Consider the following 23834-nt stretch of genomic DNA (forward strand, 5'->3'; position numbering starts at 1 on the left):
CCGGGAGAGTCTGCGATACTGATTCCTACTGGCAGGTAAGCGACAGAGGAGTCGATGATGAGTTCTTTCGGCAGCACAGACCCAGACAGCAGAGACCGCTCGCGCGATGCGATCATCGTCGGTGCCGGACTCGCCGGACTCGTCGCCGCCCATGAACTCACCCGGGCCGGCAAGCGCGTGCTCATCCTCGACCAGGAGAACCGGGCCAACCTCGGCGGACAGGCATTCTGGTCCCTCGGCGGGCTCTTCCTCATCGACTCCCCCGAACAGCGGCGACTGCGCATCCACGATTCGCTCGAGCTCGCCAAGGATGACTGGGCCACCTCGGCGGGCTTCGACCGCGACGACGATCACTGGCCGCGGCAGTGGGCGGAGGCGTACCTCGAGTTCGCGGCCGGGGAGAAGCGCCGGTACCTGCGTGACCTGGGCCTGCGCCTGACACCGATCGTCGGCTGGGCCGAACGCGGAGGGTCCGGGGCGGGCGAGCACGGCAATTCCGTGCCCCGCTTCCACCTCACCTGGGGCACCGGCCCCGAGGTGGTCCGGGTCTTCCGCGAACCCGTCGAATCCGCGGAGGCCACCGGAGCCGTCGAGCTCGCCTTCCGGCACCGCGTCGACGAACTCATCACCTCAGACGGTGCCGTCGTCGGCGTCCGCGGACGCACACTGTCCCCCAGCCATACAGCCCGCGGAGTCGAGTCGAACCGCGACGAGGTCGCCGACTTCGAGCTCCGCGCTCCCGCCGTCATCGTCACCACCGGCGGAATCGGGCACAATTTCGAGCTCATGAAGAAGTACTGGCCGACCGACCGCCTCGGCGAGTTCCCGGACACGATGCTTGCGGGCGTGCCCGCGCACGTGGACGGGCGGATGCTCCAGATCGCCGAGGATGCCGGAGCGAGCCTGATCAACCGGGACCGGATCTGGGCGTACACGGAGGGCATCGAGAACTGGAACCCGATCTGGCCGGGGCACGGGATCCGCATCATTCCGGGACCGTCGTCGCTGTGGTTCGACGCCGAGGGCAATCGATTCCCGGCACCGAACTATCCCGGATTCGATACGAATCGGACGATGCGCACGATTCTGGACACCGGGCACGACTATTCATGGTTCGTGCTCAACGAGTCGATCATCCGCAAGGAGTTCGCCCTGTCCGGTTCGGAACAGAACCCGGACCTCACGGAGAAGGACATCCGGATCACTCTCGACCGGGTCCGGTCCTCGGATGCTCCGGGACCGATCGAGGCGTTCAAGAAGTACGGCTCGGACTTCGTCGTTGCAGACACGACCGAGGAGCTCGTGGCGGGGATGAACGAACGCTCTCGCGGACCGGTCATCGATCACGACCACCTCGTTGAGCAGATCCGGCAGCGGGATCGGCAGACCGAGCATGCGTTTTCGAAGGATGCGCAGGTCCAGGCCATCCACAATGCGCGGTCCTACCTGGGCGATAAGATCGTGCGCGCGGTCAAGCCGCACAAGATCCTCGACCCGGCGCACGGCCCGCTCATCGCGGTGCGCCTCAGCCTGCTGTCGCGCAAGACTCTCGGAGGGCTGGAGACGAACCTCGACGGACAGGTCCTGGCCCTGTCCGGCGCCGACGACCGCGGCACACCGATTCCGGGGCTGTACGCAGCCGGCGAGGTCACCGGATTCGGAGGCGGTGGAATGCACGGGTACAACGCGCTCGAGGGAACGTTCCTCGGCGGGTGCATCTTCTCGGGTCTGCGCGCCGGGCGTGCGGTCGCGGAGCAGTCCGCCCGCGGCGCATCCGGTCAGCCCGGCAACAGGGCCCCGATCGGCGGAGGAGAGCAGGAATGACCGGCGCCGCGCAGGGAGATCTCATCGTCCTCGTCACCGGGGGCACCTCCGGAATCGGCAGAGCCGTCGCGAAGGCACTGGCCGCGAAGGACTGCACGGTGCTGGCGACCAGTCGGAATCCCGACCGCCTCTCACCTGCCGATCGAACCCCGGGTGTCCGCTATCTGCGACTCGACCTGGCCGACCCCGATGGTCCGGACCGGTTGGCCGGAGAACTCGACGACATCGGCCTGCTCGACGACATCGATGTGCTCATCAACAACGCCGGTGAGAGTCAGTCGGGTCCGTTCGAAGAGCTGCCGACCGATGCGATCGAACGACTCTTCCGCACGAACGTGTTCGGACCCGTTCGGTTGAGCCAGCTCGTTCTGCCCGGAATGCGTGCGCGCAACCGGGGACGCATCATCATGGTCGGGTCCATGCTCGCCAGCTTCCCCCTGGCCCATCGCAGCTCGTATTCGGCGGCGAAGGCGGCTCTGCGCGCTTTCGCCACGGCCGCCCGACAGGAGCTCTCACCGTTCGGCGTGTGGGTGAGCACGGTCGAACCGGGATCGATCGCCACAGGCATCGGACAGCGCCGGACGAAGTACCTCGACGAGGATTCGCCCTATTCGACGGACGTCACGACGATGCTCGAGCATCTCGACGCCAATGAGCGCGGCGGCATTCCGGCAGAGAAGGTCGCTTCCACGATCGTCGATGCCATCATCGCGCCGAGGCCGCGGGAGTTCTACGCCGTCGGCAGCAGGGCGCCGCTGCCGTTCATCCTCAAGCGCGCGCTTCCGCGGTCGCTGGTGTCGAAGATCGTTGCGGCTCAGCACGGGCTGAAGCGGTGACAGCATTTGCCGGATCTCGGCGGCCGTCTGCGCGACTGACGTCAGGCTCAAGCGCTGAGCCTCGGTCGCTTCGCCGCCGCCGACTCACTGCAGGCGCGACGGGATGAGATGCTGGGTGGTCGAGATGCCGAGCACCCGCTGCTGTCGAGACAGGTTGTAGGTCCGGTCAGACTGCAGGTACTTGACGAGAAAGAACTTCGTCTGGTCCCCGCGTTTGAACATGCTCTTGATCTTGAGGCCGAGCTTCGCCGACACCAGCGCCTTGTCCTTCGCCACACCCTCGATGACGACCTGGTCATAGCCCATCCGCGCAAAGTGAGTGACCACGGCGTCCTTGAGGCGATAGGGAATCGGGTCCCCGATATTGAATGGTCCCGCCGCCGACGGCACGTCGAGGCAGGCGAGCGCGGCCCGCACCACGTTGTCGACATGGGTCAGGGTGAGCTTCTGCCGACCGCCGCCGGGCAGCCGCAGCACACCCTTCTTCGACAGTCGCGCGAGCAACGGCATGAGCATCGTCTCCCCCGGGCCATAGACCGCCGCGGGCCGCAGGATCGCAGCATCGGGGCGGATCCTGGTCACGAGCTGTTCGGCGAGCGCATGAGTGCGAGAGTACGCGTCGGAGAATTCGCTGGGATCCTTCGGCCCGGCCTCCTCCCACAGCTCGACATGGGGTCCGGTCTCCGAATACACCGTCGTCGACGACAGGTGGACGGCGCGCGCCTGCGGGAAGGCATCGAGGACATTGCGAGTGCCCGTGACCTTCACGTCGTAGAGAGTGTCGTCATCGGCGCTGACCGTCGAGATCCCGGCACAGTGGAAGACCGCTGTCGCGTTCTTGGCCAACGAGGTCACCGACGAAGGTGCGGATTCCGTGATGTCCCAGTGCTGGAAGTTCACCCCGGGAATCTCCGGGTCTCTCCGGCACAGGGCATAGACCGTCTCATCCCGTTCGGCGAGCGCCCGTGCAATGGCACCGCCGATGAAGCCGCTGGCTCCGGTCACTATCACCGCCACGACGGTCCCCTTCTCATCGTCACACCCACCGCCTCAGCGGCGGTGCTGCCACTGCGGTTCCCTCTTCGTCAGGAAGGCGTCGATCCCCTCCTGCGCATCGGCCGCGACGGCGTTGTCCGCCATCACCTGAGACATCCGCGCGTAGGCGTCGGCCACAGGCAGTTCTCGCTGTTCGTAGAACGCGGCCTTTCCTAGGGCAACTGTAGCCGACGAGGCGGACGCGACCTTGAGAGCCAATTCCAAGGTGGCGGACTCCAGCTCGGCGTCGGCGACGACATCGGAGACGAGACCGTACTTCAGCGCATCCGCAGCGGTCACGAAATCGCCGGTCAGCAGCATCCGCATCGCCTGCTTCGCCGGCACCGCACGCGACAGCGCCACCATCGGAGTCGAGCAGAACAGACCGATCTTCACCCCGGGAGTCGCGAACCGTGCAGACTCGGCGGCGACGGCCAGATCGCAGGTCGCCACCAGCTGGCAGCCGGCCGCCGTGGCCACGCCCTGCACCTGTGCGATGACCGGCTGCGGAATGCGCTGGATGAGCTGCATCAGCCGTGCACAGGCATCGAAGGTGGCCTGCTGTGCCTCATGATCCGCCCCGCGGATCTCGGTGAGGTCATGACCGGAACTGAACACGTGGCCGGCGGTGATGAGGATGACTGCGCGCACATCGGTGCGGTCGGCCACCTCGGCGAGGGTGTCGATGAGGGATTCCATCACCTCGAGCGACAGCGCGTTGCGGGTGGAGGGCCGATCGATCGTCACGGACGCGACTCCGTCGTCGAGCGACGCGAATACAATTGATTCCGACATAGCCTCATTCTGCCAAAGGTCGCCGGGCCCGGCGCGGAATCTGCGCCACTATTTTCCGCCCGCCTCCGGACACATCCGCCCCGGTGGGAGCGGTTCGGAGGGACTGCCATGACCACGCTGCTGATGATCATCGGATTCGGTGCCGCCACCTCGGTGGTGGTCGGATTGGGGCAGAGGCTCAAGCTTCCGTGGCCGGCGCTCATGGTCCTCATCGGCGTCGCCGGCGCGTTCATTCCCACCTTCGCCGAGGTGGCCATCGACCCCGAGCTCGTCCTCCCCCTCTTCCTGCCGCCCCTGCTCTTCGCCGCCGCGCAGAAGACGTCGTGGGCACTGTTCGCGATCCGGTGGCGCACGATCCTCGGCATGTCCGTGGCCCTGGTCGGGGTGACCGTGGCCGCCGTCGCCGGGTCCGCGGTCTTCCTCATCCCCGGAATCACGATCGCCGCTGCCATTGCGCTCGGTGCCATGCTCGCCCCGCCCGACCCGGTCGCCGTCGAGGCCGTGGCCAGCACCGTGTCGATCCCGCGCCGCATCATGTCGACCCTGCAGAGCGAGGGTCTGTTCAACGATGCCGCCTCCCTCGTCATCTTCCAGACCGCGATGGCCGCGGTCCTCGCCGGCACCGAGGTGGACTACGCAGATCTGGCCTTGTCATTCATCGTCTCCGCCGTCGTGGCGATCATCGTCGGCCTGGTCCTGTCCTTCGCCGCATGGTGGGTGATGGAGAAGATCGACCATACGATCGCTCGGTCCTCGCTCATGCTCGTTCTGCCCTTCGGCGTATACCTCGTGGCCGAGCACTTCCACGCCAGCGGAGTCATCGCCGTCGTCGTCGCCGCCCTCGAAGTCCGTCGCCGCGATGTCGAGGGCAACTCGGCGGAGCGGGTGACGCAGAATTCGACGTGGCAGGTCCTCGAGATGCTCATCACCGGAATCGCCTTCGGGCTCATCGGACTCGATCTGCGCCTCATCGTCGAATCCGAACATGCCGACCTCGGGCGGGCGCTGCTCGTCGGCGGGCTCATCGCCATAGTCGTCGTCGCCGTGCGTTTCGTCTGGCTGCTGCTGGGCACTGTCATCGAACGCAAGAGACGCGAGGAGGATCCCGATGCGGCACCTCTGAGCATCCGCGATGCGACCCTGATGACCTGGGGCGGGATGCGCGGCCTGGCCACCGTCGCCCTGGCGCTGTCGATCCCGGCCACCACGAGCTCCGGAGCCCCGTTCCCCGGCCGGTCCTATATCGTCGTCGCGGCCGCAGTGGTCCTGCTGGTCACTCTTGTGCTGGCCGGTCTGAGCTTTCCGACAATCGTCGGCGTCCTCGGCATCGACGACGAAGCGGAGAAGGAGCACCAGGCGACGAGGGACATCGCTCTGCGCGCCTACAAAGCGGCGATGCGCGAGATCAAGAACGATGACAGCCTGCCCGACGACGTCATCGAACCGCTGCGGGCTCGATTCAAAGTCCTCCACGACCAGCTCAGCGGCACCACCGACGAGCAGGCGAGCTCGGAGCAGGTGATGGCGTTCAAGGAGCACCGCGAGCAGATGCTGCAGGTGCAGAAGAAGGCCATGCAGTCCGCCCGCGCCGAGGTGCTCAAGGCTCGTCGTGAGCGCGGCACCGACCCCGAGATCGCCGACCGGGTGCTCCACCGCTTCGACCTCCAGTCGGTCATCGCCCGGTAAGGGTGGAGCGCGGCTCCGGCACCACAGGCCCGGGTCGGCCGGGCGCGGTTCCGGGCGGGCCGGGTCGGCCGGACGATGACACGGTTCTGGGTGGGCCGCCTCGGCGATACTCTTCCTCGAAATCCAAGGTTGAGCGGAATAGACTCAACTTTGTCGGTGTTGATCCTTTCGAGAGCTGAGATCAGCACAGATTTTCATGAAGGAGATGCGCATGGACGCACAGATGACAACGAAATCCCGGGAGGCGCTGCAGACTGCGGTCAACGACGTCGTCGCCCGGAAGAACAACCAGATCGAACCGGCCCACCTCGTCGCCGCTCTGCTCGGCCAGCCCGATTCGCTGGCCGCGACCCTGCTGACGAAGGTCGGCGCCGATCCGCAGACCGTGCTGCGGTCCATCGAATCCGTGATCGGCGGATTCCCGACCGTCAGCGGTTCGACCGTCAGCCAGCCGGGACTGTCCCGGGCCGGGCTGGAGATGATGAACCTCGCTCAGGAGGAGATGACCGCCCTCGGCGATCAGTTCGTCTCGACCGAGCACCTGCTGCTGGCCGCCGCGGCCGGCAAGGACGGCACCGGTGAGGCGCTGCGCTCGAACGGGGCGAACCGGGACGCGCTGCTCGCGGCGCTGCCCGAACTGCGTGCCGGGAAGAAGGTCACCTCGGAGAACCCCGAGGAGACGATGCAGTCGCTGGAGAAGTACGGCATCGACCTCACCGCCGTCGCCCGTGAGGGCAAGCTCGACCCGGTGATCGGCCGCGACAAGGAGGTGCGCCGCGTCGTGCAGGTACTCTCCCGCAGGACGAAGAACAACCCCGTCCTCATCGGTGAGCCCGGCGTCGGCAAGACCTCCGTCGTCGAGGGCCTGGCCCAGCGGATCGTGGCCGGAGACGTGCCCGAATCACTGCGCGACAAGACCCTCATCAACCTCGACCTCTCCGCGATGGTCGCCGGTGCGAAGTACCGCGGCGAATTCGAGGAGCGGCTCAAGGCCGTGCTCGAGGAGATCAAGAACGCCGACGGCCGGATCATCACCTTCATCGACGAGCTCCACACGATCGTCGGCGCCGGCTCCGGCGGGGACTCCTCGATGGACGCGGGCAATATGCTCAAGCCCATGCTCGCCCGCGGTGAGCTGCGCATGATCGGTGCCACGACCCTGGACGAGTACCGCGAGAACATCGAGAAGGATCCTGCCCTGGAGCGCCGGTTCCAGCAGGTGTTCGTCGGTGAGCCCAGCGTCGAGGACACGATCGCGATCCTGCGCGGGCTCAGGGAACGCTACGAAGCCCACCACAAGGTCACCATCAACGACGGCGCCCTGGTCGCGGCGGCCACGATGTCGAACCGGTACATCACCGGCCGGCAGCTGCCGGACAAGGCCATCGACCTCGTCGACGAGGCGGCTTCTCGTCTGCGGATGGAGATCGACTCGGCCCCGGTCGAGATCGATGAGCTCCGCCGTGCCGTGGACCGCCTGAAGATGGAGGACATGGCCCTGGCGAAGGAGACCGACTCCGCGTCGATCGAACGTCTGAGCGCCCTGCGAGCCGATCTCGCCGACAAGGAGGAGGAGCTGCGCGGCCTCGAGGCGACATGGGAGTCCCAGCGTGCCGGCCTCAACCGGGTCGGTGAGCTGAAGACGAAGCTCGACGAGCTGCGTTCGGCCGCGGACAAGGCCCAGCGCGATACAGACCTCGAGACCGCGTCCCGTCTGCTCTACGGCGAGATCCCGGCCGTGCAGAAGGAGATCGCCGAGGCCGAGGCCGCCGAAGCCCAGGCCGAAGCGGGACCGAATTCGGATCAGATGGTCTCGGACAAGGTCTCGAGCAACGACATCGCTGAGGTGGTCTCCTCGTGGACGGGCATCCCCGCCGGACGCCTCGTCCAGGGTGAGGTCGAGAAGCTGCTCGGGGCGGAGAACATCCTCGGTCAGCGACTCATCGGGCAGAAGAACGCCGTCGCCGCGGTCTCCGACGCCATCCGCCGGTCGCGTGCCGGTGTCGCCGATCCGGATCGTCCGACCGGTTCGTTCCTGTTCCTCGGCCCCACGGGTGTCGGCAAGACGGAGCTCGCGAAGTCGCTTGCGGACTTCCTCTTCGACGACGAGAAGGCCCTGATCAGGATCGACATGAGCGAGTACGGTGAGAAGCACACCGTGTCCCGCCTCGTCGGTGCTCCTCCCGGCTACGTCGGATACGACGAGGGCGGCCAACTCACCGAGGCGGTCCGCCGTCGCCCGTACTCCGTGGTTCTGCTCGACGAAGTGGAGAAGGCGCACCCGTCCGTGTTCGACATCCTGCTGCAGGTACTCGACGACGGTCGGCTCACCGATGGTCAGGGGCGCACGGTCGACTTCAGGAACACCATCCTGATCCTGACTTCGAACCTCGGTTCGCAGTTCCTCGTGGACAACAGCCTCTCGACCGAGGAGCAGAGGTCCAAGGTGCTCGATGTCGTGCATTCGACGTTCAAACCCGAATTCCTCAACCGTCTCGATGACATCGTGCTCTTCGACGCGCTGAGCCAGACCGAGCTCGCGTCGATCGTCGACCTGCAGATCGCGCACATGTCGCGCAGGCTCTCGGATCGGCGGGTCTCACTCGAGGTCACTCAGGGTGCCGAGGACTGGTTGGCCCTCGAAGGCTACGACCCTGCGTTCGGCGCCCGACCGCTGCGCAGGCTGGTCCAGCGCGAGATCGGCGACAAGCTGGCCCGCGCCCTGCTGGCCGGCGACATCGTCGACGGGGACACCGTGGTCGTCGACCTGCCCGAGGACCCCGAGGCCACCGGCCTGGAGCTGCGCCCGAAGCGGTAACGCTCCCGGGGCAGTAAGCCTCCCGGGGCGCGGAGCGGCGAGCGCGCGTTGTGAAGCGTGCGCTGCGGCTCCGCGCGGGCACGGGGCGGCGAGTGCACGACTCGCGGGCACGCCTCGCGGATTCAGCCCAGCTTGAGGTGGATAGCTCATGTTTGAACCCGTGCTGTTCACCTCAGACTGGGCTGTTCCGCCGGGTGCGGCGGCAGTCCTTACGGCCCACGGGCACCTTCGGCGGCAGTCCACTCAAGTGGCCCAGAGCCGAATGGGACACGTTCTTCTGATTCGCTCACGTCCTTCGGTGAGCATTTCAGAGAAACGTGTCCCATTCGGCATCTGTCGGCGCACGAAGACGTTGTCACGTTCCGGTCTGCCCGAAATGTGATGCGCCTCAGACAGTTGTGCGCGGGCTACTTCTTGCGGGAGCCGGCGGTGGCCTTCGAACCTGACTTCGAACCGGACTTCGCACCGGGCTTCGCATCAGCCTTCGAACCGGACTTCGCACCGGCGTTCGAGCCGGACTTCGCAGCGTCGCGCTTGGACCCGCCGCCGACAGACCTCGAACCAGTCTTTGCCCCGGCACCGCCAGCGGAAGCACCTCGCGCCGCACCACCAGCGCCGACACCCCTCGCGGTCCCGCCGGCGGCCCGCGGCACCGACGACGTCCACCAGTGCCGCAGGTAGGCGCTGAGCTTCGCGAACGACCGGTCGCGGATGAAGATCGCGTCGACGGCGATCATGGTCAGCGAGAACCACGGCAGACCCATGAGCAGCGCGATGCCCAAGTGGAATGACAGGATGCCCAGCAGCGCGATGATGCGGGTGTAGCGGTTGAAGAGCATGAACGGGAAGGCGCACTGGAAGAGGATCGATCCCCACGAGATCGCCACGACCATCGGCCCCCACGCCGTCATCAGGTCGGACAGCACCGGCCAGGTGCCGAACTGCTGAGTGTGCAGCGGGTTGTAGACGGCGAAGCCGTGCTGCCAGGCCGAGCCGCCGGCCTTGTACAGTCCGCCGGACATGTAGATCGCGCACACCTGGAAGGCGAGCACGACGATCGCGAGGTTGTTGGCCATGATGAGCGCCCAGCGCCACTGCCCGCCGTCGTTGTCCGGGAACTCCGGATTCCGAGCCCGACGTCGGGCGTCGAGGGACCATCTGCGCGTCGTATCGGCGAAGAGCATCGCGATCATGAACATCCGGTACGCGTTGTCGCCCTGGTCGCCGGCACCGTCGTTGAGCTCGATGAAGCTCACCCACAGCACGAGGTAGACCGGCAGGACGATCCGCGTGCGCCAGCCGAGGATGATGACGATCGCCAGCAGCGCCAGTCCGATCATCATCGCCGTGAACAGCGGCGGGGTCGTCACCGCCTGGTGGAAGAGGGAGAAGAGCCAGATGTTCGGGAAGTCGCTCTTGGGTTCGGCGATCTCCCCGTTCCAGGCCGACCCCACACCGAAGGCGTAGTGGCGAGCGCTGAAGTTCGTGAGGATGAGGCCGAGCCCTGTGAAGCCGATGAGGATCCGCGTCACCGCCAGCCCGTAGGTCGCGTGGTACCGACCGGTGAGCATCTCCTCGAGCCAGTTCCATCCCTGTGCGAGCTTCGTCCGCACCAGGGTCGTCACCGGGACGAGCCCGAATTCGGGAGCGGAATCCTTCGCCGAGGCGGCCCCGTCGTTCTCGCGGCCAGCGGAGTCCTTCGCCCGGTCCTTCGCCGAGGCGGTCGTGCCGGACCGCTGGTCCGTGACCTCGCGATCGTCCCCGTCCTGGCGGGTCGTGTCGTCACTGTTCACCGACGCACCTCACTTCATCGGAGGCGCAGAAGTACTTCGTGAACTCCTCCTGGGACTGGTGGTCCTCCACCACGAGTGCGCGCCATCCCACGGGGACGGGCTGGATGTTCGGACGTTTCGCGCTCTTGTCGTTGCGTTCGGCGAAGGGCACGACGTTCTGACGGGCGGCTTGGTACTGGACGCGCTGGACATCGTCGCCCCAGATAGCCTTCGCCACCTGCGTCGCATACGCCGTGGCCAGGTGTTCGCTCTCCAGATATGCCGGAATCGCGTTCTCCGGGTCGTCGTACTCCTCCAGCTTCGTCTCCAGACGGTCGACGGAATCGTCTCCCTTGAAGTAGTCGAGTTTGACGATGGCCTTCTGATCGTCGGGCAGATCCTCCCAGGAGCCCTTGATGTCCGAGGCCACGCCGATGCCCAGTCCCGCCGATCGCGGTGGGAACAGCTTGTAGGTGGAGTGGTCGAGTTCGACATCGGTGGCCCGCACCCATTGGGTGATCTCCTCGCCGCTGTCGGTCTTGATCACCGCACGCACGTCGAAGTAGTAGTCGCCGTTGATCGGCTCGGGGGCGAACACGCTCCACGACTGCCCCCACAGCGGGATCATGTATTTGGAGAGCAGGTCGCCGGGAATCACCTCCCGCATCGTCGAAGCAGGGGCGATCCACAGGAAGCTGGCGAAGATATGGAATCCCGTGATCGCCATTGCGATGACCATCAGGGTCCGTTTCACCGCCGATCGTCGCCGAGGTGTGACCTCGGTCGGCTCATTGTCCATCTCGGTTCCGGAATTCTCTTGGGAATACGACTGCTGTCACCACGGGTCCCGCGACTCGTCGGCCGCTTAGCAGATCCCTCGGTGACAACGCACAGTGACTAGGGTACTTCAGCTGTGGCGCTGACCGCCCGGGTAACGGCAGAATCATTCGCGGTCACAGGACGGACGATGACTCGCCGATACGCTGCGCACGGACGCGGTCTGCTCCACCGCCCGCAGCCAGGCCTTGACCGCTTCGGTGGAATCGCCGAGGGTCGGCGGAGCCAATTCATAGCTGGGCGGGGTCTCGGACAGTCGGATCGGGTTGCGGACGGTGGGGATGACACGGTCGCCCGCCCCCGCCTCGGCGACGGGCTCGAGTCCCAGCGACGAAGCCAGGTCCACGCCTTGGGCGATCGAGTTGATCGGGGCACAGGGCAGGCCCGCCTCGGTGAGGATGTCGAACCATTCCTGGTTCGTCTTCTCGCTCAGTGCGGCGATGAGTTCGGGTTCGAGCTCATCCCGGTGGACATTGCGATCGGCGAAGTTCGCGAACCTCGTATCAAGAGCCCATTCGGGATGGCCGAGCACCTCGGCGAGCCGGGCGAACTGCTTGTCGTTGCCGCACGCGATGATGATCTGGCCCTCGGCGGTGGGCATCGGCTGGTACGGGTAGAGGCTCGGGTGCTTGTTGCCCATCGCCTGCGGCACGATCCCGCCGGCCACATAGGCCGAGGTCTGGTTCGCCAGCCCGGACAGGGCCGAGGACAGCAGGTTCGTCTCGACGAGCTGCCCGACTCCGGTGTCCTTGCGGTGGGTGAGCGCACCGAGGATGCCCACCGCCGTGTGCAGTCCCGTGATCACGTCGACGACGGCCACACCGGCCTTGACCGGGCCCGAATCCTCGGAGCCGGTCACCGACATGAATCCGGACAGGCCCTGGATGAGCAGATCGTAGCCCGGCTGCGGGTTGCCCCGACCGAAACCGGTCACCGAGGCGTAGACGATTCCGGGATTGACCGCGCTGACCGTCTCATAGTCGAGACCGTACTTCGCCAGTCCCCCGGCCTTGAAGTTCTCCACGAGCACGTCGGCACGCGCGGCCAGCTGCTGGGCGAAGGCGAGGTCGTCGGAGTCCTTGAAATCGAGGACGACGGAGTGCTTGTTCCGGTTCGCCGTGAGGAAGTACGTCGCATCGTCCCCTCGCCGAGGCGGCGCCCAGTGACGTGTGTCGTCCCCGGTCTTCCCCTCCACCTTGATGACCGTGGCACCGAGATCCGCCAGCATCATCGTCGCGTAGGGACCGGCGAGGACTCGGGAGAAGTCGGCCACGATGGTTCCGGCCAGAGGCCCTGTCCCCCGCCTGCCGAACATCTCCTGCAGATCCTGGTCTTCCACTTCCTGCCTCCTTCGCACACGTTCGAACGCTGGCTCCGTATCCGGGCTCCGGTGTCCCGGCCAACTCTCTGACTCCCTGCCAGACTATACGGACTCCCGCGACCGCCCACTGTCCCAGATGACTACGTGGACTCCCCACGCCGGACGGAGCGCAGATGCGGCGAGGCAGCTGCGAAATCCGTCGATCACCGCGGCGACATTCTGGCTACACTCGGGCTCAGTGACCGGCCAAGCGAAGGGACGAACGATGACGTTGCACATGCCGGCGGAGACCGCCGCCCAGGACCGAGTCTGGATGGCGTTCCCGTCGTCGGGCTACGCCCTCGGCGACACGGAGACCGAGGCCGAGGCAGCACGCGCCACCTGGGCCGCCGTTGCCCGCGCCACAAGCGAATTCACCCCTGTCACGGTCGTGGTGACCAGTGCACAGACCGAGCATGCTCGGGCCCACCTCGGCGAGGGGATCAACCATGAGATCACCGTGGTCAATGCCGAACTCGATGATGCGTGGATGCGCGATATCGGGCCGAGCTTCGTCGTCGACGAGGCGGGGGCGCTGCACGCGGTGGACTGGGTGTTCAACGGATGGGGTGCGCAGGAGTGGGCGAGGTGGGACCACGATGAGCACATCGGGCAGTTCGTCGCGGATCTCGCCGGAATTCCCGTGGTGTCCTCGGACCTGCGCAACGAAGGCGGCGGATTCCACGTCGACGGCGAGGGCACGGTGCTCGCCACCCGCAGCGTCCAGCTCGACCCGGGCCGCAATCCGGGGCTGACCGAGGCCGAGGTCGAGGCGGAATTCGCGCGGACAATCGGGGCGAAGAAGGTCATCTGGCTCGACCGCGGACTGCACCGGGACAATCAGACCTTCGGCACTCGGGGACACGTCGACATCGTCGCCACGATGCCCAGCCCCGGGGTCGTCATCGTCCACGATCAGCGCAATCCCGAACACCCGGACTTCGAATTCAGTCGCGCGCTCAAGGACCAGTTCGCGGCTGAGACCACTGCCGACGGCACTCCTTTCGAGGTGGTGCCGATCCCCGCCCCCGAGGTGCTGCGCGACGAGGAGGGGTGGGTCGACTACTCGTATGTCAATCATCTCGTCACCAACGGCGGGGTCATCGCGTGCACCTTCGACGATCCGATGGACGCCGAGGCGGTCGCCGTGCTCGAGCGCGTCTATCCGGGCCGGAAGGTCGTCGGCGTCGATGCGCGCACACTCTATGCTCGCGGCGGTGGAATCCACTGCATCACCCAGCAGCAGCCGAGCGTCGGCGAGCCCCGCTGAGGACTGCGCGAATCCATACCCCTACGGGCCCGACTCGGTATAAGCTGGATGCCGAGGGCACAGTGCCCGTGCGCTGCCACATCGTTGCCCGGACCTGTGTCGCACAGCAGAGCCGAATACGGTGACGTCTAGTTGCGAAGAGGAGCAAGACCATGAAGAAGAGATTGATTCTCCTAGCCGGTCTCGGAGTCGGATTCATTCTGGGATCACGCACCGGGCGTCAGAGCTACGAGCGGCTGAAGGCTCAGGCTCAGGATCTGTGGACCGACCCGCGCGTCCAGGACACCGTCGAGAAGGCCAACCAGTCGATCCGCGAGAAGTCGCCTGCTGTCGCCGATGCCGTCCAGACCGCGGCCGACAAGGTCAATGCCGCAGCTGCCACGAACGCTCCCGTCTCCGAATTCGACGGCGACGAGGATTCGGCTGCTGCGAAGGCAGCGGGCGGTGCTGACAAGCACGCGTCGTCGCCGAAGGCCCGCGACTCGATCGCCGATCCCGAACGTCACCTCGACGATGAGGGACCCGCCGGAGTCGCCGACGACGACTGAACGTCGACTGTCAGACTGACGCAGCGACCTGGTCGGGGTCTACAGCAGCGAGCTCGTCAGTCGGGCGACGTTCTCCAGATACTTCTTCAGCAGCGGCCGGCTCGCCCATTCCTCGGCGTCGAGTTCGACGGAGTTCGGGGCGTAGTGTTCGGCTTCGAGGTCGTACATGCGCTGGGCGAACTCCTCGTTGACGATGAACATCGTGACTTCGAGGTTCATGGCAAACGACCGTTCGTCCATGTTCGAGGAACCGATGATCGAGACGTCGTCGTCGATGATGAGGAACTTCGAATGCAGCACCGTGGGCGCGTGGTACATGAAGATCCGAACGCCGGCCCGCACGAGGTCATCGTAGTAGGACTGCTGTGCTTTGTGAGTCAGCGAATGGTCGCTCGTCTCCCCGACGTAGAGGCGCACATCGACACCCGAGCGCGCTTCGGTCGTCAGCGCGTGCAGCAGCGACTCGTCGGGCACGAAGTACGGTGAGCACACGACGATGCTGCGGTTCGCGTTGTAGATGAGGTGGTTGAACAGCCGCAGATTGTTCTCGTCTTCGAACCCCGGCCCCGAGGGCACGACCTGGGCTTGGATCCCGCCGGATTCGGGGGCATCGAGTTCGAAGCTGTCGGGTTCGTCGACGATTTCGTCGGTCTCCGAATACCAGTCGGTGATGAACACCGCATCGAGCTCTTCGACGACCGGTCCACGACATTCGAGCGAGAGGTCCTTCCACTGGAAGCCCTTCCGCCGATTGCGCGCCTTGTTGTAGGAACGGTCGATGATGTTCTGGGAACCGGTGAACGCGACGTCACCGTCGACGACGAGGATCTTGCGGTGATTGCGCAGATCCGGACGCTGATACTCGCCCCGCCACGGCCGGATCGGCAGCGCCCGACGCCAGCTCACGCCCGAGGAGTCGAGCCTCTTGACGAGTTCCGAATACCCCGGATAGCCGAGTGACCCGACATGGTCGATGAGGATGCGCACGCTCACCCCGCGCTCGTGCGCGGCCAGGAGCGAACCGAGCAGCCGCCTCGTCGTGTCATCGATGGCGACGATGTAGAACTCGAAGTGCACGAACCGCTTCGCCTCGTCGACGGCGTCGGCCATCGCGTCCATGCAGGCGTGGTTGTCGACGTGGAGCTCGAAGTCGTTGCCGTGGGTCATCGGCAGGGCGCCGAGGTCGAAGTTGAGCTGTGCGGCGGTGCTCAGCGGTTCGGGCATATGGTCCTTCTGCCCGATGATCGGCCGATTCCGGATCTGATCACGGATGAGGTCGTTGATCTGCGACTGTTTGTCCCTCCGCCGCTTCGGGAGCTTCGCCGAACCGAGCAGCAGGAACGCCGCGATGCCCACATAGGGGATGAGGAAGATCGCGAGCAGCCACCCGAGTGCGACCGACGGCTTGCGGTTGTGCGGAATCCAGCCGAGCGCGACGATGCGGATGATGAGGTCGATCAGCAGGAGGGTGATGATCACCCAATTCGGCCATGCCGAATCGATGTCGATGAACGGATAGATCCCGAAGCTGCTCATAACTTGCCCGTTCAGTCCCGCCCTTGCTCGTCACCGGTTGGGTCTTGCACCTCAGTTCGAGGTTCTGCATCGCCCACCATCGTATCCTGACCGGGTTCGCGCACGGACCGGTGCATCCCCTCTGACCACGGGCATCACCCGTTCGGGCACCCCGGCTCCGCCTCGGCGAGGGTGCGCGGGCATACTGGAAGGCGACATCAATTGCTGAGAGCGAAGGTGCTGACCGTGATTCGAGATATCAACCCCGAGGGCTCCGACCGTTCGGATACGGCCGACAGCGCGAGCCGCGGTCCCGATATCACCGACCCCGAGGCGGTGCCGATCAGGCCCGCCGTCAGCGTGCTCATGCTCCGCGATGGGGGCGAGGGGCTCGAGGTCTTCGTCCAGCACCGTGTGTCGACGATGGATTTCGCCGCCGGTGTCGTCGTCTTCCCCGGCGGTCGCGTCGATCCGATCGACGCGACGACTGCTCCGACCATCACCGTCCCCGATCCGCAGGTGCACACCTCCGCATGGTCCCGATCGACCATCGCCGAGGATGCCGAGGGGTGGCGCGTCCTGCTCGCCACCGCCGTGCGTGAGGTCGAGGAGGAGACGGGCGCGATCCTCGACCCGTCCGGGCTCCTGCCGTGGGCGAATTGGGTGACTCCCCTGGGCCGGCCCAAACGCTTCGACACGTATTTCTATACGATCGCGGCCACCGAGCTCGTCGGCGCTCACCATCAGACGACGGAGGCGCACACGAGCGAGTGGCGCTCGGTGACCGGCATCCTCGCCGATGAAGGGGCCGGGCGACTGAAGCTCATGCGTCCGACATTCGTCCTGCTGCGTGAGCTCTCCGAATTCTCCACCGTCGCCGAGGCGGTCGCTGCCGACCGGATCATCGATCCCGTCCGCCCGGAGTTCCCCTCCAAGCGCGGTTCCTGAGTCCGGCCCGTCGTTCGAGCCGCCCGCCCGGCTGTTCGCAGCAGGACGCGGGCGAGGCCGATGTCAGCCGTTTCCGCGGGCGAGAACGGCCTCAGCCCTTTGCGCGGGCCTTCATCGCGGCCAGGCGTGCGGCCACGACCTGCTTCTGCTCGTCGGTGCCCAGCAGCTCGGCCAGCGCTTCCTGCTCGGCGTCGAGTCCAGTGGTCAGATCTGAGTCGTACGAGAGGTCGACGAGGCGCTTCGCCCACACCAGCGCCGGCCTTGACTGTCCGGCGATCTGCCCGGCCAGTTCGAGCGCCCGGGCGAGCGGATCCTCGGCGATCTCGTCGACGAGGCCGATGCGCAGCGCTTCTTCGGCACCGATCGTATCGGCGGTGACGATGAGCTTCTTCGCCTGCGCCGGTCCCACGAGGCGCGGCAGCAGCTGGGTGCCGCACATATCGGGGATGATTCCCCAGTTGAGCTCCATGAGCGAGAGCTTCGCATCGGGGCCGGCCACGCGCATGTCCGCACCCAGGGCGATCTGCAGTCCGCCGCCGAGCGCCGCCCCGCGCACGGCCGCGATGACCGGAACCTCGACGAGGGACCACACGTGCACGGCCTTCTGTGCCAGGGCCCGGGCCGAACCGAGTCGCTCTCCGACATCGACGGCGGCGGCCACGGAGTCCGCAGCACCCGACTCACCGGCACCGGGGGTGTCCTCGGCGGCCTTCTCAGCGGCCGCTTCCTCAGCCGACGAACGGGTCGCGGCCCCCGCCTCGGCGATCCGCGCGAGTTCGGTGAAGTCGAGGCCCGCGCTGAAGGCACGACCGCGACCGGACAGGACCACGGCCTTGACCTCGGTCGAGTCCTTGAGCGCGAGCCCCGCCTCGACGAGGTCCTCGAAGACCTCTCGGGTGAGCGAATTGAGCTTCTCGGCACGGTCGATCTCGACGTGGGCGACGCCGTCGGTGATCGAGTAGACGATGGTCGAGTCGGTGGTCTCGGGCATGAGCTGACCTTTCGAAGGCGGAGCCGGTGCAGCAGCAGCCGGCGAAGGCGGGACACGTTCCGACCGCAGGGGCGCCGGCGCAGGCACCGGTGACCCTGAACGAGCGATCAGTTGCGTTTCCTGAACCCTATCGGAGCTCCCGTCAGCGTCAAGACCAACACGGCGATCAGGGACGCCGCGCACATGCCGACGACGCCGGGCCAGGCGAAGTCGGCGAAGAGGACCGCCGAGAGCCAGGCGCCGAGGCTCGTGCCGAGGTAGTACACGGTGAGGTAGATGGCCGACGATCGGGTCGAGTCGACTCCGGGGCGGGCGGCGCTGGCAGCCGCGGAGGCACCCGTGTGTCCGAGGAAGAATCCCGCGGTGAGCAGCGACATGCCGAGGATGATCACCACGAGCGAATCGACGAGCGTCAGTCCCGCGCCGACGAGTGCGATGACCATTCCGGCCAGGGTGATCCGGGTGCGCGGGTACTTCGTGGCCAGGCGCCCGTAGTACGTGGTGACGACGGTGCCGACGAGATAGATGAGGAAGAACAGGGCGACCGCGCCCTCGCTCAGATGCCACGGGTCCTGCTGCAGGCGGGTGCCCAGCATCGTGAATGATCCGCCGAAGACGATCATGCACAGGAACCCGGTGAGGTAGATCCGCCACAGTCCCCCGCTCAGCGGAATCGCCCGCCGAGGCGGTGGTGCGCTCCCGGCCCCACTGTCGTCGACAGTGTCGCCGGCCGGGGCGGCATCGCCGTCGGCGGAAGCATCGGCGGCGTCGTCACCTGCGGTGACCGCGTCACGGTCGGCCGCCTCGGTGATGGTGGAATCGGCCTCGGTCGGATCGGGGTCGCCGGGATCCGTGTCGAGGACGGCGCGGCTGCGGGCGCTCGGGAAGAGGTCGTGGCGCAGCAGCCAGACGACGATGAGGCCGAAGATCAGTGCCACGGCCGCGGTGAACGCGAGTCCGCCGTGCCAGCCGAGGAATTCGGAGGCCAGCCCGGTGAGCAGCCTCGAGCACAGTCCGCCGATCGTGTTGCCGGCGATGTAGACCCCGATCGCTCCGGGCAAGGCGGCGGGCGGCAGCCGCAGGGACAGGTAGGCCATGGCCGTGGCCGGCACCGAGGCGATCGCCAGGCCCTGGAGGAACCGGACGGCGATGAGCAGCTCCGGGGTCGGTGTGAAGGGCAGGACGAGCGCGAGGATCGCCGCGACGATCACTCCCGCACCGATCTGCCGGGCGTGGCCGATGCGCGGGGCGAGCATGGAGAAAGGGATGAGGAAGCAGGCCATGGCCACGTTCGTCGCGGAGACGGTCAGGCTCGCGGTCGGCCCGTCGATTCCGTAGGCGTCCCGGATCGCCGGCAGCAGGCCCTGGGTCTCGTAGAGGACGAGGAAGACGGAGACCCCCGCGAGGAACACCGCCGCGACGGTGCGCCGAGTGCTCGTCGGGCTCGGCTCACCTGTGCTCATGGTCCCCACGCTATGCCCGCCAGGAGCACCGGCTCAAACGATTCCGAGTCCCGGACCGTGTGAGACCGGACACCGCGGGGTCTAGCCGATGCGGAGGGGATGCGCGAACGCGCGTTTCCGCGGATGCGGAGGATAACCCCATCGCCGAGGCGGCCCGCCGCTTCATAGGGTGAGACCATAAGTTCGACGAGCAGTGAATGGACGACCACAGCGATGACGGCGACCGACGAGATCCCCGCACCCGGCGAAGCTGCCGCGAACAGTGTTGCCGCGCCCTCCGCCTCGCCTCCTGCGGAGCACAATCCGGCGGTGCCCTCCCCCGGTGTCTCCGCCGCGTCCCTCGAATCCCTCGCCCCGCTCGACGACCCGGACCCGGACGTCCCCGGCAACCGCTCCTTCGTCATCACGTGGCTGGCGTCCCTGCTCTTCGGCTTCCTCGGTCTGGATCGGTTCTACACCCGCCGATACCGCACGGGCGTGCTCAAGCTGGTCAGCCTCGGCGGATTGGGGATCTGGTGGATCATCGATCTCGGCATCGTCCTGGCGGGCGGTCTGCGTTGCGGGCGGCGCCCGCTGCGCGGTTTCGCCCAGGACAAGGAGATCGCGTGGATCGCCACCGGGCTCAGCCTCATCGTCGCCTACTCGCTGCAGGTCGACGAGCTGGTCAGGGCGCTGCTCAGCGGGCTGTTCTGAGTCTGCTTCCCAGCAGTCCGCCGCCTTCTCAGGTCTGCCTTTCCTGAAATCCGCGCCTTCCCGGTCTAGGCTCGAGTTCAGGACAGTTCAAGGAGGCACAATGAAACGGCAATTCCCCATTGTCCGGATGGTCACCGGCGACTCGGCAGGCAAGCAGTTCGCCGGAGTGGCGGCGGCCGCCTCGGCGATCGGGCTCGGCGCACTCGCCGCATGGGATCTCACGCAGAAGAAGCACTCGATCCTGCGCAACTATCCGATCGCCGGACACGCACGGTTCCTGCTGGAGTCGATCCGGCCGGAGATCCAGCAGTACTTCATCGAACGCAACTGGGACGGGCGCCCCTTCAGCCGCGACACCCGCACCACCATCTACGAACGCGCCAAGGGCACCCACTCCGAGCACGCGTTCGGCACCGAACGCGATGTCGACCGCACCGGCTACGAGGCGCTCATGCACTCGAATATGCCGATCCCCAATCCGCCGCGTCCGCCGCGCGTGCGCATCGGCGGTGACGAATGCACGCAGCCATACGACATCTCGCTGCTCAACGTCTCGGCGATGAGCTTCGGCTCCCTGAGCGACAACGCCGTCCGGGCCCTGAACAAGGGTGCCGCGATGGGCGGATTCGCCCACGACACCGGCGAAGGATCCATTTCGCCGTATCACCGTGAACACGGCGGAGACCTCATCTGGGAACTCGGCACCGGCTACTTCGGTGCCCGCACCTCCGACGGTGAATTCGATCCCGACACCTTCGCCGAGAAGGCGCAGGATCCGCAGGTGAAGATGACCTCACTCAAACTCTCCCAGGGCGCGAAGCCCGGCATCGGCGGTGTGCTGCCGGGGCCGAAGGTCACCGAGGAGATCTCACAGATCCGCGGCATCCCCGTCGGACAGACCTGCATCAGTCCTCCCGGACACAATGTATTCTCGACTCCGATCGAGCTGCTCGAGTTCATCCGGACGATGCGTGAACTCTCCGGCGGCAAGCCTGCCGGCTTCAAGCTGTGCGTGGGTTCGCGCACGGAGTTCCTCGGAATGGTCAAGGCCATGGTCGAGACGAACATCCTGCCGGACTTCATCATCGTCGACGGTTCAGAAGGCGGCACGGGTGCGGCGCCGCTGGAGTTCGAAGACAATGTGGGGCTGCCGCTGACCCAGGGACTGATGATCGTGCACAATGCGCTCGTCGGCGCAGGGCTGCGCAAGAAGATCAAGGTCGGCGCATCGGGCAAGATCGCCACCGGCACCGACATCGTCAAACGCCTCATCCAGGGTGCGGACTTCACGAACTCGGCCCGGGCGATGATGATGGCCGTCGGCTGCATCCAGGCCCAGGTCTGCCACACGGGCAAGTGCCCCGTCGGCGTCGCCACTCAGGATCCGCGGCGAACGCGGGCCATCGATGTGCCCACCAAGGCCGATCGGGTGCGCAACTACCACGACGGAGTCGTCGCCGAGGCGGTCCGCCTCATGGCGTCGATGGGTGCGGCCGCACCGGACGAGCTCGAACCGACGATGCTGCGACGCAATGTCTCGGCCTCCGAGTCCTGGTCCTATGCCCGTCTCTACGACTGGCTCAAGCCCGGCGAACTCCTCGATGACGCCCCCGAAGAGTGGGCCGACGACTGGGCCACCGCCCGCGCCGACACCTTCACCATTCCTCGCGGTCACAGCCGCTGACTCGCCGAGCCGACCACTCAGGTGCCGGCCCCGATGTCCCTTTCGAAAGGATTGTTCATGACCACTCTCGTTCTCCTCCACTCAGCACTGGGGCGGACGTCCGGAATGGACGCCATCGCCGAACGCTTCGCCCTGGCCGGACACGCCGTCCACACCCCCGACGTCTACGCGGGCAAGACGTTCGACACCGCCGAAACGGGAGTCGCCCACTCCCAGGAGGTCGGGTTCTCGACGCTCGTGGACCGGACGAAGGAAGCGTGCGAGGACCTCGGTGACGATCTCGTCTTCGGCGGATTCTCGCTGGGAGCCGCGCTGGCACAGCAGATGGGCAAGAACGATCCGCGCGCCGACGGCGTCCTGCTCTTCCACGGCGGCGGCTTCCCGGAGCCGACCCGCTGGCAGGCAGGGGTGCCGGTGCAGGCGCATTTCGCCGTCGATGACTCCTGGCGCAGCCCGGGCACGATCGAGACTCTGATGGAATCCGCGGCGAAGGCGGGTGCGCAGGCCGAGTACTTCCTCTACCCCGGCGATTCCCACTTGTTCAGCGACCCGACGACCCCGGACTACCGCGAGGCCAGCGCCGAACTGCTCTACGAGAGGGCCTTGGCCTTCCTCGATCGCTTCTGATCGGTCGGCGATTCAAGGCCTGGGATTCCACCGCCTGCTGACAGGCGTCCTCACCCCATGACGAGGCCGTTGTCGACGATGAGGTTCTGGCCGGTCACCGCACGCGAAGCCGGCGAGGCGAAGAACACCACCGCCGAGGCGAAGTCCTCCGGAGTGGTCACCCGTCGCAGGGCACTGGCGGCGGCGATCTGGTCGAAGACCGCTTCCGGTGTCGCCGACGACGCATCCGTGGTTCGCAGCAGCCCGCCGGAGACCATGTTCACCCGCACCCCGGCGGGCCCGAGATCCTTCGCAAAGGTCCTGGTCAGCGACAGCAGCGCCGCCTTGGCGGCGGTGTAGTCGTGATAGGGGACGACCGGGTCCTGGAACAGGTTGGTGCCGATGTTGATGACGCGACCGGAACCGAGCTCACGGAAACCGTGCATGGCGGCCTGGATCGTGTTGACCGCGCCCTCGACCGAGCCGCGGAACTGATCGGCGAAATCCGAGTAGTCGATCTCATCGGCCGGCTGGCGCTCATCACCGTTGAACGAGAAGTCCGCGAGCGCATTGTTGACCACTGTGGACACGGGTGCCCCGAACTCGGCGGCCGCCGCTTCGACCATGGCGTCGACGGCGCGGGAATCGGTGACATCGGCCTCGATGGCCATGGCACGTCCACCGCGAGCGCGGACCGCCTCGGCGAGCTCTTCGGCGGCCTCGGCCGAGTACCGGTAATTGATGACCAGCGCCGAACCCTCCGGGGCGAACGCCTTCGCGATCGCAGCGCCCAGGCCGCGTCCGGCTCCGGTGACGAGCACAACCTGCTCATCGAGAGGCAGAGCCTCGGAGGTGAATGCCTGTGGGTTGCTCATCGCGTGTCTCCTTCGGACGTCGGTGGCGGATCGCGCAGACCTGACCCCACCATACTCAGGAACCGCCAGCACCGAGGCCGAGTGACGCGAGACGGTCTGCAGCGCGGCGGTTGTTGGGTCGATCCACGGTGATATCGCGGCTCAGAACACCGTGGATCGACCCAACATTCGTGCGACAGCCGCGTCCGCACCCCTCTCAGGCAGGAGTGAACCGCCGGAGCGATTTCCTGGTCGATCCAGGTCGTTTTCGACGTCCTGAGCGCCTTGGATCGACCAGC

The 23834-nt window shown here is 66.5% G+C and carries 19 protein-coding genes; 10 read left to right on the forward strand and 9 right to left on the reverse strand.

Annotated elements, in window-relative coordinates:
* The first annotated feature begins 57 nt into the window (after positions 1-57).
* Positions 58-1824 carry an FAD-binding dehydrogenase gene (locus tag FHG09_RS07950; RefSeq protein ID WP_152347102.1) on the forward strand — a complete coding sequence of 589 codons (1767 nt, stop codon included), beginning with the start codon at positions 58-60 and terminating at the stop codon, positions 1822-1824.
* Positions 1821-2660 carry an SDR family NAD(P)-dependent oxidoreductase gene (locus FHG09_RS07955; RefSeq protein ID WP_152347103.1) on the forward strand — a complete coding sequence of 280 codons (840 nt, stop codon included), beginning with the start codon at positions 1821-1823 and terminating at the stop codon, positions 2658-2660. Before FHG09_RS07950 ends, FHG09_RS07955 begins: the two co-directional genes overlap by 4 nt.
* A gap of 84 nt (positions 2661-2744) precedes the next feature.
* Here the strand turns inward: FHG09_RS07955 and FHG09_RS07960 are convergent, their stop codons facing one another.
* Together FHG09_RS07960 and FHG09_RS07965 are read right to left on the reverse strand one after the other, a co-directional pair.
* A complete protein-coding gene (locus tag FHG09_RS07960) occupies positions 2745-3677 on the reverse strand; it encodes an NAD-dependent epimerase/dehydratase family protein (RefSeq protein ID WP_152347104.1) in 933 nt (310 codons plus the stop codon).
* Between the two features lie 33 nt (positions 3678-3710).
* A complete protein-coding gene (locus tag FHG09_RS07965; protein ID WP_152347105.1) occupies positions 3711-4490 on the reverse strand; it encodes an enoyl-CoA hydratase in 780 nt (259 codons plus the stop codon).
* Between the two features lie 108 nt (positions 4491-4598).
* On the opposite strand from FHG09_RS07965, the gene FHG09_RS07970 reads away from it, so the two are divergent.
* Both FHG09_RS07970 and clpB read left to right on the forward strand, forming a co-directional pair.
* Positions 4599-6176 (forward strand): Na+/H+ antiporter, encoded by a 1578-nt coding sequence (locus FHG09_RS07970; RefSeq protein WP_152347106.1) that lies wholly within the window; start codon positions 4599-4601, stop codon positions 6174-6176.
* 211 nt (positions 6177-6387) lie between these two features.
* Positions 6388-8994 (forward strand): ATP-dependent chaperone ClpB, encoded by a 2607-nt coding sequence (clpB, locus tag FHG09_RS07975; protein WP_152347107.1) that lies wholly within the window; start codon positions 6388-6390, stop codon positions 8992-8994.
* 407 nt (positions 8995-9401) lie between these two features.
* On the opposite strand, the gene FHG09_RS07980 is transcribed toward clpB, so the two are convergent.
* The 3 genes from FHG09_RS07980 to FHG09_RS07990 form a co-directional block, all read right to left on the reverse strand.
* Positions 9402-10787: an HTTM domain-containing protein gene (locus FHG09_RS07980; RefSeq protein WP_227492627.1), complete on the reverse strand. Its 1386-nt coding sequence runs from the start codon at positions 10785-10787 to the stop codon at positions 9402-9404.
* Positions 10777-11565, reverse strand: coding sequence for a DUF5819 family protein (locus tag FHG09_RS07985; protein WP_152347108.1), 789 nt, complete (start codon positions 11563-11565; stop codon positions 10777-10779). Before FHG09_RS07985 ends, FHG09_RS07980 begins: the two co-directional genes overlap by 11 nt.
* Positions 11566-11709: 144 nt before the next feature.
* Positions 11710-12942 carry a CaiB/BaiF CoA transferase family protein gene (locus tag FHG09_RS07990; RefSeq protein WP_227492628.1) on the reverse strand — a complete coding sequence of 411 codons (1233 nt, stop codon included), beginning with the start codon at positions 12940-12942 and terminating at the stop codon, positions 11710-11712.
* Positions 12943-13189: 247 nt separating this feature from the next.
* On the opposite strand from FHG09_RS07990, the gene FHG09_RS07995 reads away from it, so the two are divergent.
* The gene (locus tag FHG09_RS07995) at positions 13190-14233 is read left to right on the forward strand and encodes an agmatine/peptidylarginine deiminase (protein ID WP_152347109.1); all 1044 of its coding nucleotides are present in this window, start codon (positions 13190-13192) and stop codon (positions 14231-14233) included.
* Positions 14234-14385: 152 nt separating this feature from the next.
* A complete protein-coding gene (locus tag FHG09_RS08000) occupies positions 14386-14781 on the forward strand; it encodes a YtxH domain-containing protein (RefSeq protein ID WP_152347110.1) in 396 nt (131 codons plus the stop codon).
* Between the two features lie 39 nt (positions 14782-14820).
* Here FHG09_RS08000 and cls read toward each other — a convergent pair whose 3' ends face one another.
* On the reverse strand, positions 14821-16317 hold the full coding sequence (gene cls / locus FHG09_RS08005) for a cardiolipin synthase (protein WP_152347111.1): 1497 nt from the start codon (positions 16315-16317) through the stop codon (positions 14821-14823).
* Between the two features lie 225 nt (positions 16318-16542).
* Here cls and FHG09_RS08010 point away from each other — a divergent pair, with 225 nt between their 5' ends.
* On the forward strand, positions 16543-17244 hold the full coding sequence (locus FHG09_RS08010; RefSeq protein ID WP_152347112.1) for an NUDIX hydrolase: 702 nt from the start codon (positions 16543-16545) through the stop codon (positions 17242-17244).
* A gap of 91 nt (positions 17245-17335) precedes the next feature.
* Here the strand turns inward: FHG09_RS08010 and FHG09_RS08015 are convergent, their stop codons facing one another.
* On the reverse strand, positions 17336-18235 hold the full coding sequence (locus FHG09_RS08015) for an enoyl-CoA hydratase-related protein (RefSeq protein ID WP_152347113.1): 900 nt from the start codon (positions 18233-18235) through the stop codon (positions 17336-17338).
* A 107-nt stretch (positions 18236-18342) separates the two neighbouring features.
* Positions 18343-19698 carry an MFS transporter gene (locus tag FHG09_RS08020; protein ID WP_152347114.1) on the reverse strand — a complete coding sequence of 452 codons (1356 nt, stop codon included), beginning with the start codon at positions 19696-19698 and terminating at the stop codon, positions 18343-18345.
* A gap of 213 nt (positions 19699-19911) precedes the next feature.
* On the opposite strand from FHG09_RS08020, the gene FHG09_RS08025 reads away from it, so the two are divergent.
* The 3 genes from FHG09_RS08025 to FHG09_RS08035 all read left to right on the forward strand — a co-directional run bounded on the left by FHG09_RS08025 (position 19912) and on the right by FHG09_RS08035 (position 22702).
* Positions 19912-20391, forward strand: coding sequence for a TM2 domain-containing protein (locus tag FHG09_RS08025; RefSeq protein WP_152347115.1), 480 nt, complete (start codon positions 19912-19914; stop codon positions 20389-20391).
* A 100-nt stretch (positions 20392-20491) separates the two neighbouring features.
* Entirely contained in the window at positions 20492-22075 is a 1584-nt protein-coding gene (locus tag FHG09_RS08030) for an FMN-binding glutamate synthase family protein (RefSeq protein WP_152347116.1), read from the forward strand.
* 57 nt (positions 22076-22132) lie between these two features.
* Complete coding sequence (locus FHG09_RS08035) at positions 22133-22702, forward strand: dienelactone hydrolase family protein (RefSeq protein WP_152347117.1); 570 nt, start codon at positions 22133-22135, stop codon at positions 22700-22702.
* Between the two features lie 50 nt (positions 22703-22752).
* On the opposite strand, the gene FHG09_RS08040 is transcribed toward FHG09_RS08035, so the two are convergent.
* Positions 22753-23556, reverse strand: coding sequence for a 3-oxoacyl-ACP reductase (locus tag FHG09_RS08040; RefSeq protein WP_152347118.1), 804 nt, complete (start codon positions 23554-23556; stop codon positions 22753-22755).
* Positions 23557-23834 lie beyond the last annotated feature (278 nt).

The sequence above is a fragment of the Brevibacterium sp. CFH 10365 genome, from assembly GCF_009299785.1.
GTDB classification, from domain to species: domain Bacteria; phylum Actinomycetota; class Actinomycetes; order Actinomycetales; family Brevibacteriaceae; genus Brevibacterium; species Brevibacterium limosum.

What these genes read in the sequence shown, in the direction of transcription:
- FHG09_RS07985 (WP_152347108.1), bottom strand. Translation starts at nt 11,565, where the DNA reads ATGGACAATGAGCCGACCGAGGTCACACCTCGGCGACGATCGGCGGTG.
- FHG09_RS08030 (WP_152347116.1), top strand. Translation starts at nt 20,492, where the DNA reads ATGAAACGGCAATTCCCCATTGTCCGGATGGTCACCGGCGACTCGGCA.
- FHG09_RS07950 (WP_152347102.1), top strand. Translation starts at nt 58, where the DNA reads ATGAGTTCTTTCGGCAGCACAGACCCAGACAGCAGAGACCGCTCGCGC.
- clpB (WP_152347107.1), top strand. Translation starts at nt 6,388, where the DNA reads ATGGACGCACAGATGACAACGAAATCCCGGGAGGCGCTGCAGACTGCG.
- FHG09_RS08020 (WP_152347114.1), bottom strand. Translation starts at nt 19,698, where the DNA reads ATGAGCACAGGTGAGCCGAGCCCGACGAGCACTCGGCGCACCGTCGCG.
- cls (WP_152347111.1), bottom strand. Translation starts at nt 16,317, where the DNA reads ATGAGCAGCTTCGGGATCTATCCGTTCATCGACATCGATTCGGCATGG.
- FHG09_RS08000 (WP_152347110.1), top strand. Translation starts at nt 14,386, where the DNA reads ATGAAGAAGAGATTGATTCTCCTAGCCGGTCTCGGAGTCGGATTCATT.
- FHG09_RS08040 (WP_152347118.1), bottom strand. Translation starts at nt 23,556, where the DNA reads ATGAGCAACCCACAGGCATTCACCTCCGAGGCTCTGCCTCTCGATGAG.
- FHG09_RS08025 (WP_152347115.1), top strand. Translation starts at nt 19,912, where the DNA reads ATGACGGCGACCGACGAGATCCCCGCACCCGGCGAAGCTGCCGCGAAC.
- FHG09_RS08035 (WP_152347117.1), top strand. Translation starts at nt 22,133, where the DNA reads ATGACCACTCTCGTTCTCCTCCACTCAGCACTGGGGCGGACGTCCGGA.
- FHG09_RS08015 (WP_152347113.1), bottom strand. Translation starts at nt 18,235, where the DNA reads ATGCCCGAGACCACCGACTCGACCATCGTCTACTCGATCACCGACGGC.
- FHG09_RS07995 (WP_152347109.1), top strand. Translation starts at nt 13,190, where the DNA reads ATGACGTTGCACATGCCGGCGGAGACCGCCGCCCAGGACCGAGTCTGG.
- FHG09_RS07970 (WP_152347106.1), top strand. Translation starts at nt 4,599, where the DNA reads ATGACCACGCTGCTGATGATCATCGGATTCGGTGCCGCCACCTCGGTG.
- FHG09_RS07955 (WP_152347103.1), top strand. Translation starts at nt 1,821, where the DNA reads ATGACCGGCGCCGCGCAGGGAGATCTCATCGTCCTCGTCACCGGGGGC.
- FHG09_RS07965 (WP_152347105.1), bottom strand. Translation starts at nt 4,490, where the DNA reads ATGTCGGAATCAATTGTATTCGCGTCGCTCGACGACGGAGTCGCGTCC.